Below are 8,813 nucleotides of genomic sequence, written 5' to 3'. Positions count from 1 at the left end.
TTCACGATTCCTCCTGGGGCCATTCCCAGCGTAATCGCGAAACGGTAGTCATCTATCCATTCCCTTGAGCCGCGGCAATAGACCCGCTCTGGCCGTGTCATCTCATCGCGTACCCACTGGGGTATTTGTATTTTGATCTTGTAAGCCTGAGGCTCTACTAGTGACTGCCAACGCAGGAAAATCTGGTCGGGTAGATCGACGTTATTTATAGGTTTCCCTCCCGAGACCCCTTGGTGCCAGCCCTCCACTTTCCCGGTGTAGCTCGCTACGCCACCGTGTACCCGAAAGAAAGCGAGTCCACGCTTGTCCAGCACATCGACGGTCTCAACCCACACTTCCATGTGCTTGGGTGCAGCGAAACCTATGTACCAAGCCGGATACGGCAGCTTGACGGGCGGGGGTACTGACCCTCCCGTTGCACAGGCACTCAGGCTGATCAGCAATCCGACCGCAAAGACCCCACGCCTCATTCGGGAAACCCAGTCTGCAAATGGAAGCCTTGAACAAAGCCGCAAGTGCGCTAGCCGTCGCGTGCCGTGATGTCCCTTCTGAGCACTCATGGCCGAGTTACCAACTGCCATAGGGAATTCCGTGCTGGTCGATGTAGGCTTTGTTCTCCGGTTCGAGTGGGATGTACTTGCCCTTGCTTGCGCCACGGTAGGGTCCGAGCGGTTCGACTTTAGCTTGGTAACGACCGACTTCCTTGAAACCCAGACATGGCCCACCGGCCCAAACTTTCACGATACCTCCCGGAGCCATTCCCAACGTAATCGCGAAACGGTAGTCGTCTATCCATTCTTTTGAGCCACGGCAGTAGACGCGCTCTGGCCTAACCATCTCATCGCGTACCCACTGCGGTATTCGGATGCTGATTTTGTAAGCCTGAGGCTCCACTAGTGACTGCCAGCGCAGAAGGAGTTGGTCTGGTAAGTCGACGTTGTTGATGGGTTTGCCACCAGATGTGCCCTTGTGCCAACCCTCGGGCTTTCGCGTGTAACCGGCGACTCCGGCATGTACGTTAAAAAAAACGTATCCCCGCTGATCGAGCACATCGACGCTTTCCACCCACACTTCCATGTGTTTGGGCGCGGCGAAGCCGATGTACCATGCCGGATAAGGCAGCTTGACAGGTGGGGGTACTGAGCCGCCCGTGGCACAGGCACTCAGGCTGATCAGGTAACCGACCGCCAAGACCAGAGGCCTCATTCGGGAAACCCAGTCTGCAAATGGAAGCCTTGAACAAAGCCGCAAATGCGCTAGCCGTCGCGTGCCGTGATGCTCCTTGTCAGCACTCATGGCGGAATTACCAACTGCCATAGGGAATTCCGTGCTTTTCTACGTAAGCTTTATTCTCCGGTTCGAGCGGGATGTACTTGCCCTTGCTCGCGCCACGGTAGGGGCCGAGCGGCTCGACTTCGGCTTGGTAACGGCCGACTTCTGTGAAGCCTAAACATGGCCCGCCAACCCAGACTTTCACAATGCCTCCCGGAGCCATTCCCAGCGCAATCGAGAAACGGTAGCCATCTATCCATTCTTTTGAGCCGCGGCAGTAGACCCGCTCTGGCCTAACCATTTCAGCGCGTACCCACTGAGGGATGGGAATTCTGGCCTTGTAAGCTTGCGGCTCAACTAGTGACTGCCAGCGCAGAAAGATTTGGGCAGGCAGATCTACGTTATTTATAGGCTTCGACTTGCCCCCTCCTTGATGCCAGCCCTCGACCTTTCCGGTGTAGCTTGCGACCCCGCCATGGACTCGGAAAAATGCAAGGCCACGCTGATCTAAAACATCTACGGTCTCCACCCACACTTCCATGTGCTCTGGCGCGGCCAACCCTATGTACCACGCTGGATACGGCAGTTTAGGAAACGGGGGGAGTCTGGGCCCACTCGCGCACGCGGTAAGGCTCAGCAGCATGCCGGCTAAGCAAATTAGCCGTCTCATTCTGGGTAACCTTCTTGCGGACGGTTGAGATGCACATTCCTACGATTGAGTGGTGCCGGTTTGCTGAAAAGAAAGGGGCCTTCCGGGGTCCAGTGCGCGGAAATGTGGATGTAGCGTGCTCGTAGCAATGCCTCTTGCGCGGGTTCAAGTCTTACGAGCCGATCCGCCATGACCTGCTGCAAGATTCGCTCGGCGATAGGCATGAGCTCGTCGGGCATTGCGAGTTCAGGGCGCTCCTCCAATCCCTTGAATGGAACGCCGTGACGTATCCCCAGCTCACGCATGACACGCAATGCAATCAGGCTCAGTTCGCCATGCACCGGGCGTTCGAGCAGCACTGTTATCCAGTAGTCCTCGGTGACCGACGCGGCTTTGCCGCGAGGGTTAGTTGCTGCGGGCCAGGCTTTCACCGCAACGTAGCCATCGCGGGCCACGCCTGATTCGCGCAATACCTTGGCGTCCGCCTCTGCACGGTTCCAAGCGGCATGGGATTCAACCCTTTGACCGGTCGGAACGTTGGCCTTGCAGGGCTGCGTCATCCACAACTTTTCTCGTGCTCGTGGCAGATAGCCCCCGCCGACATCGGAGTGGGCGCCCGGCAGTCCGATCTGGAGGTGCGTGTGGTGGACGTTATTAAGAGAAAAGTCGGCTCGATATTCGTCGAGCGCCTGAAGCTGAATGACCTGCCGCGCGCAGTCGGGTGGCAGATAAAGATTGACGCCACGATTTACGTCGTCGCCAGGACTGAAGTCCCCATGCGCAGGGTCTGAGATGGCTGCAACGGTATCGAACAGGCCGGTCAAATTGATGGATACGTCCGTCGATGCGTCGAAGCTCTGTTGCAGACCATGACTTCTGGCGGTGAGGATTTCTCTAAATACGCCGCACTGGGGTTTGAGAAACTCATTTGCGCAGTGACGCGCGGCCGCTGCACCGCGACTGAAGCCGAAGATATCGATCTCGATCTTTTTAATCGAAATGCCGGGGTTGGTTTGTTCAAAAAAGAGTAGCTGTGTTTTAACTAAGGCTGGCGCCTGTTTGACCCGCGCTACTACCCCCGTCTCACCCTGGCCAAGACCCTGCCCAATGACCGTTGCATCCTTGCCACCGCTGCGAGTACCGATACCTTCTACGTACGCCTTGATGTACGCGGTTTTGGCTTCAGCCGAAATACCATCCACCGCGTTGTCCGGGTACAACTGATACAAATACGCCACATTGCTCGGCGCATTCCCGTAACTGTTATTCGGCGCGCTGTTAAACGCACTCCCGTCAAACTCTCCAAACCCATACTGCTTGCACGTCGCCGCAATGCTCTCCAGCTCTTCACGGCTGAAACTGTCCAAATCCGATTGTCGGCACTGTGCGGTCGCCGCCGCATTGCTCTGGTTATTCCCCGTGCCATCGAAGAACAGCCCGATGCGCAGGGTGATGCCTTCGGTGATTTCCTCTTCCTCTTCTTCCTCCTCAGGTTCAGGCTTCGGACGCGGCGTCAGCCATTCCTCAGGCTGCGGAAAGTCGATCGCCACATGTCCGGGCAGCATCGTGTGGACGGGCATAGTTCTGCCGTCCTTGTCGGTCACGCCGTTAAACACCTCGCCGTTCTGCGTGGTGATCCGGTAACGGACGAAACGGGCGGCGGCCTGTTGCGCATCGACCAAGGTGTACCCCGCCCCATAGCCATAAGGTATTGGCGTCACCGGAGTCGTCAGCGTGGTGGCAGCGGCCTTCAGCACGTAAGCGGCCCGGTGATAGATATTCCCCGGCGCACCCAGCTCGATCTCGCCATCTTTGATGCGGATGAAGGCTCCGCCGCAGTTGAAAACAAGCTCTTGCGCCGCGCTGATTTCGATCCGGCCGGCGAGGCTTTCAATCTTGATGTCGTGCTGGGCGAGCGCGTGCAGTGCGGCACTTTGGGCGTGAAGCTGAACGTCGCCCTGAACCGCTTTCAATTGCAGACCCTTGGTCACAGCGCACAGGCTGATCGCACCCTCGGCGGTGCCGGTGATGTTGCGTCCGGCGCTGAGGTCGGTTGAGCGCGAGGAGGTGATGGCGACGCTTTCGCGACCGGAGGAAAGGCAGATGGCCTCGGGGCTGACCATGCCGATGCCGGCCGGTGCGTGCAGCAGCAGACCGGGCTCGGTGAGGTGAGTTAGCGCGTCGTTCAGTTGCGTATGGCTGCTTGTATCGGCGGGAATGGCGCCCGCACTCTTTGCGGCCTGGGCCATGGTGCGGGCCAGGGACAGCGCGGTTTCGAGCTGGTCGATTGCAGCGGCCATGTCGAGCTGCATCCCGTGGGCCCTGGTCTGTTCATCCGCACTGATAAACAGCCCACGCCCGGCCCGAATCGCGCCCCAGCCATCCGTGCGCAACTCAAACCCTTCGCCGCGCTTATCCTTATCGTTGTCGACCAGATGCCCAAGGTTGAGCTGGCTCTTGCCGCTGTGCTCGGTGCTGAGTTTAATGTGTTCCTGGCCGCGATCGTCCTCCATGCGAAGCTTGTTGTTCGCCGGCGTGCGCAGGACGTTGCGTTTGTAATCGCTGCGCAGCAGCGTCACATGATCGGGATGGCGACTGTCATGGAGCGCGTGAGCGATATACGGTCGGTCCGGGTCGCCTTGTTCAAACGCGATGGCTACTTCGGTGCCGCAGATCAGCGGCAGGTGCAGGCCGTGGGTGTCCCCGGCATAGGGGCGGGCCAGCCTCAGCCACAGACTTTCCTCACCCAGCTTCCAGCTGTCGCGGTCAAACAGAAAGCTGACCTTGTAACGGCCTTCGCTGTCGATGTGACTGTACGGATCGTTGGCCAGCGAGCTGGTCACACGGGCCGGCACAGTGCCCACTATCTCGGGCTTGGCCAGCAACGGCGGCCGAAAACACACGCTCTCGGAATACGGAATCGCCTCAAAACTCAGCTCGAAACTGCGGTCCCGCGCCGCACGCAGCTGCAATCGGGTGATCACCGCCCCGGGCTCAAACGCTCGCGGCGCATCACCGGAAATCGCCAGCACCTGCGCCAATCCCAAAGACGCACTGCTGCTAACCCCGGTCAGCCGCGTCTGGTTATTGAGATACCGCTCATGCCGCAACCGGGCATAGAAAAACCCGCTTTCGCCTTCTAAATCCTCGTCCAGATCAAGCTTGTCACCCAGCGCTTTGTACGGCTCGGCGTAGTGATACGCCTCGCCATAAGTGGTCGAGTCACCCCGCGTCTGATCCACATTCCCATCAAGCCAGGCACTGGCATCCCGATGGTGATAGGCCCGAAAGTGAACGTTCTTCTCCACCACTTGATGACTGACCTGCAGCCCCCAAACCCCGTCGGCTCCGCTGCTGCCCAACCCCGACTGAGGCCTGAACGGCAAACTGATCCGAGGGCGAGCGTAATGACGCTGATCATCATGAAACTCGACGACCGCAATACCCAATCTCTCGTCATTGGTAAAGCGATACCAGATCCCTACCTCCGCCAGCAGCCGCGAAATAAACGCCAGATCACTCTCGCTGTACTGCATCACCTGCTCACGCTTCGGATACTCCCGCACCAGCGAGAACAAGAAATCCTGCCCCTCAAAGTCATGTCGAGTCCGCAGAATGCTCTCGACAATCTGCGGCACCGATTGATGCTGATAAATCCGGAACTGCCGCCCCCGATCCAGCAATGCCAGACGCGGCTGCAACGTCACTTCATAACGCGCTTCGTCAGCAGAACCCGACAGCCGCTTGAACCCGGTGATCACACCATGCAGCGTTCGCAACGGTTTAACCGAAGGTACGGGCAACCCAGGAATCGCCACCGGCAACGTATGTGTCGCAGCATGCAGGCTGAACTGAGCGGTCTTCCCCAGCACCCGATCAGCTCCGATGTCCTGCTCGACGGAGGTAAATTCCACGCGATACAGAAACGGCTGACTCAGCCGCTCCTCGCCCTCGAAGGCAAGAACATCGAGCGCAATGGGCAGACGATGAATAACAAGTGTGTGGCGGCTGTGATCGAAGAAAGGCGGCAATGCGGTGATCATGAATGAGCGTCCCTGGCAGGAGAAAGCGCCCCTGACCGGTCTGCAGAAAACCGGATCAACTCGTCCATGAGAGAGGGCTGAAGCGGGCGAAGATGAGGCATTTCAAAGCGTCATTCCATAGGCAAAACACGAACCGGACGCGTCCTAATGGAGATCAGGAAATGCCCTACACGGCCTCCTAAATCGAGACCCCGCCCGACGAGTGCTAGACTCCCGCACCGTCCATAGCCCGACCGATTTAATGTCCCCTCTCTCCTCACACCTGCCGTCCGCACCGCTGCAACTTCTCCATTTCGACTGGCTCCAGGCAGCGGGCGTGGAGGCAGCGATCCTGCGGCTGGACCTTGTCGACCCCCTGATCAGCGGCAATAAATGGTTCAAGCTCAAGCACCATCTGGCGGCGGCTGAACAGGCCGGCGCGCGGGGCGTCATCAGTTTGGGCGGCGCGCATTCCAATCACCTGCATGCGCTGGCGGCTGCGGGCAAGCGCTTTGGTTTTGCGACAGTCGGGTTGCTACGCGGGCACGCGGTCGAGACGCCGACGGTGCTTGATCTGCAGGCGTTCGGCATGGAGTTGCACTGGCTGGGTTACGCCGGGTATCGCGCGCGGCATGACGCGGATTTCTGGGTGCCATGGCGCGAGCGTTATCCGCATCTTTACCCGGTGCCTGAAGGCGGCGGCGGACTCGACGGCGCGGAGGGCTGCGCTGAAATCGTCCAGCAGGCGCGCAGCCAGCTCGTCAGTCTGGGTTGGGAAGATTACGACGCCTGGTGGCTGGCGTGTGGCACCGGCACAACGTTGGCGGGAGTAGTGCTGGCGGAGGCGGGGCAGCATGAGGTGATTGGCGCCATGGCGGTGCCCGAAGGTCATGGGGTTGAGGGCAATGTGGAGGGCATTCTTGAAGCTTTCGCGAGCAAGCTCGCTCCCACAGGGGCTGCGTCGTTGTCGAAACCAGCGACCGTGGCCGAACGTGATCAACAGCCGCTTAACGCCACTTTGCCTGCCAGCTGTAAACCTCAGGGTTACCGCTTGCTGGACGCCAGCCGTGGCGGCTTCGCGAAAACCGATCCCGCGTTGCTCGATTTCATCGCGCGCCACGAAGCCGAATCCGGTATCCCCCTCGAACCGCTGTACACCAGCAAGGCATTGCTTGCCCTGCATGACGAGGTGGTCGCGGGCCGGATCGCCAAGGGCACGCGGCTGATTTTTCTGCACACCGGGGGATTGCAGGGCAGACGGACTTTCAAATCTGCGTTGGCACACCACTGACGCCGACGCGTGCATCCGTGCGCTGGCATGAATCCTGCGATTCACACACCCCGACAGGTCGGTCCTGAGTACGTCGGCGGCATTTCTGGAGTCGGACGGGCAGGGCGCTGTGCCGATAATCGGATCTTTCCCACGCGCGCCGAGGTTTCCATGACCACTCCCGTCCTTGAGCAGGTTGATCCTGCCACTTTGAGAAATGTCATCGTGGCGGCTGCCATCGGCAATTTCGTCGAATGGTTCGACTTCGCGGTGTACGGCTTTCTGGCCACGACCATCGCCCAGCAGTTCTTCCCCAGCGGCGATGCCAGCGCGGCATTATTGAAAACCTTCGCGGTGTTCGCCGTGGCCTTCGCGTTTCGGCCGCTGGGCGGGGTGTTTTTCGGCATGCTGGGCGACCGTATCGGCCGCAAGCGCACGCTGGCGTTCACCATTCTCTTGATGGCCGGGGCGACGACGATCATCGGTCTGCTGCCGACCTACGCGGCAATCGGCGTGATGGCGCCCGTCTTGCTCACCCTCATCCGCTGCGCCCAGGGCTTTTCCGCTGGCGGCGAGTATGCAGGGGCGTGCGCTTACTTGATGGAACACGCGCCACGCACGCAACGGGCGTGGTATGGCAGCTTCGTGCCGGTATCGACTTTTTCGGCGTTCGCCGCGGCAGCGATCATTGCCTACGCGCTGGAAGCCTCTTTGAGCACCGAAGCCATGGGCAGTTGGGGCTGGCGGCTGCCGTTTCTGATCGCGGCGCCATTGGGGCTGGTCGGGCTGTACCTGCGCTGGAAACTGGACGAAACCCCGGCGTTTCAGGCGGTCAAGCAGGAACACGCGGTCGCCCATTCGCCGCTCAAGGAAACCCTGCGCAACCACGGCGCGGCGATTTGCTGCCTTGGCGCGTTCGTGTCGCTGACGGCGCTGTCGTTCTACATGTTCACCACGTACTTCGCGACGTACTTGCAGGTGGCGGGCGGGCTGAGTCGTGCGACCGCGCTGCTGGTGTCGTTGATTGCCTTGCTGTTCGCCGCCGCGATCTGTCCGGTGGCCGGGGCGTTTTCCGACAAGGTCGGGCGACGCAAGACAGTGCTCAGCACCTGTGTCCTGCTGATCGTGGTGGTGTATCCGTCTTTTTTGATGGCCAGTTCCGGTTCGTTTGTGGCGTCGATAGTCGGCGTGATGTTGCTGGCGATTGGCGCTGTCCTGTGCGGCGTGGTGACGGCGGCGCTGTTGTCGGAGACCTTTCCTACGCGCACCCGTTACACCGCTTCGGCGATCACCTACAACATGGCGTACACGATCTTCGGCGGAACAGCACCGTTAGTGGCGACCTGGCTGATCGGCGCAACGGGCAGCAACCTGGCGCCGGCGTTTTACCTGATCGTGATCGCGCTGCTGGCGCTGGCGGGCGGGCTGGCATTGCCGGAGACGTCCAAAGTGTCGCTGCATGAGGTGGAAGGTTCGCTGACGGCGCGGGGGAGATTGCAGGCGGCGGTCTGACCTCCGTTCCTGCCGCTAGAAACCCGACCCACAAATCAGCAACAAAACATGGCAGCGGCGCCCCAAAAAATGGCACATTGGCGACCCC

General features: G+C 60.0%; 5 protein-coding genes and 2 pseudogenes. 2 read left to right on the top strand and 5 right to left on the bottom strand.

Annotated elements, in window-relative coordinates; translation table 11 throughout:
• From ACQKEN_RS24035 to ACQKEN_RS24015, 5 genes and pseudogenes are all read right to left on the bottom strand, one after another.
• Positions 1-341, bottom strand: a 341-nt coding sequence (locus ACQKEN_RS24035) for a DUF2931 family protein (RefSeq protein ID WP_427689309.1), incomplete at its 3' end; no start/stop codon positions are given.
• A 226-nt stretch (positions 342-567) separates the two neighbouring features.
• Positions 568-1,317 (bottom strand): DUF2931 family protein, encoded by a 750-nt coding sequence (locus ACQKEN_RS24030; protein ID WP_427689308.1) that lies wholly within the window; start codon positions 1,315-1,317, stop codon positions 568-570.
• Positions 1,304-1,801 (bottom strand): DUF2931 family protein, encoded by a 498-nt coding sequence (locus ACQKEN_RS24025; RefSeq protein WP_427689307.1) that lies wholly within the window; start codon positions 1,799-1,801, stop codon positions 1,304-1,306. Before ACQKEN_RS24025 ends, ACQKEN_RS24030 begins: the two co-directional genes overlap by 14 nt.
• 137 nt (positions 1,802-1,938) lie before the next feature.
• Positions 1,939-2,772 (bottom strand): annotated as a pseudogene (locus tag ACQKEN_RS24020) (phospholipase effector Tle1 domain-containing protein); the annotation flags it as partial.
• A 906-nt stretch (positions 2,773-3,678) separates the two neighbouring features.
• A pseudogene (locus tag ACQKEN_RS24015) lies at positions 3,679-5,964 on the bottom strand (type VI secretion system Vgr family protein); the annotation flags it as partial.
• A gap of 241 nt (positions 5,965-6,205) precedes the next feature.
• Between ACQKEN_RS24015 and ACQKEN_RS24010 the strand changes: the two are divergent.
• Both ACQKEN_RS24010 and ACQKEN_RS24005 read left to right on the top strand, forming a co-directional pair.
• Positions 6,206-7,234 carry a 1-aminocyclopropane-1-carboxylate deaminase/D-cysteine desulfhydrase gene (locus ACQKEN_RS24010; protein WP_427689306.1) on the top strand — a complete coding sequence of 343 codons (1,029 nt, stop codon included), beginning with the start codon at positions 6,206-6,208 and terminating at the stop codon, positions 7,232-7,234.
• A 150-nt stretch (positions 7,235-7,384) separates the two neighbouring features.
• Positions 7,385-8,725, top strand: a complete 1,341-nt coding sequence (locus ACQKEN_RS24005) for an MFS transporter (RefSeq protein WP_427689305.1) — start codon at positions 7,385-7,387, stop codon at positions 8,723-8,725.
• The last annotated feature ends 88 nt before the right edge of the window (positions 8,726-8,813 follow it).

This window comes from Pseudomonas sp. NPDC078416, assembly GCF_050268485.1.
In the GTDB taxonomy this organism is placed as follows: Bacteria; Pseudomonadota; Gammaproteobacteria; order Pseudomonadales; family Pseudomonadaceae; genus Aquipseudomonas.
The sequence above is the reverse complement of the archived record's forward strand: the minus strand, read 5'-3'. Positions and strand labels throughout refer to the sequence as shown.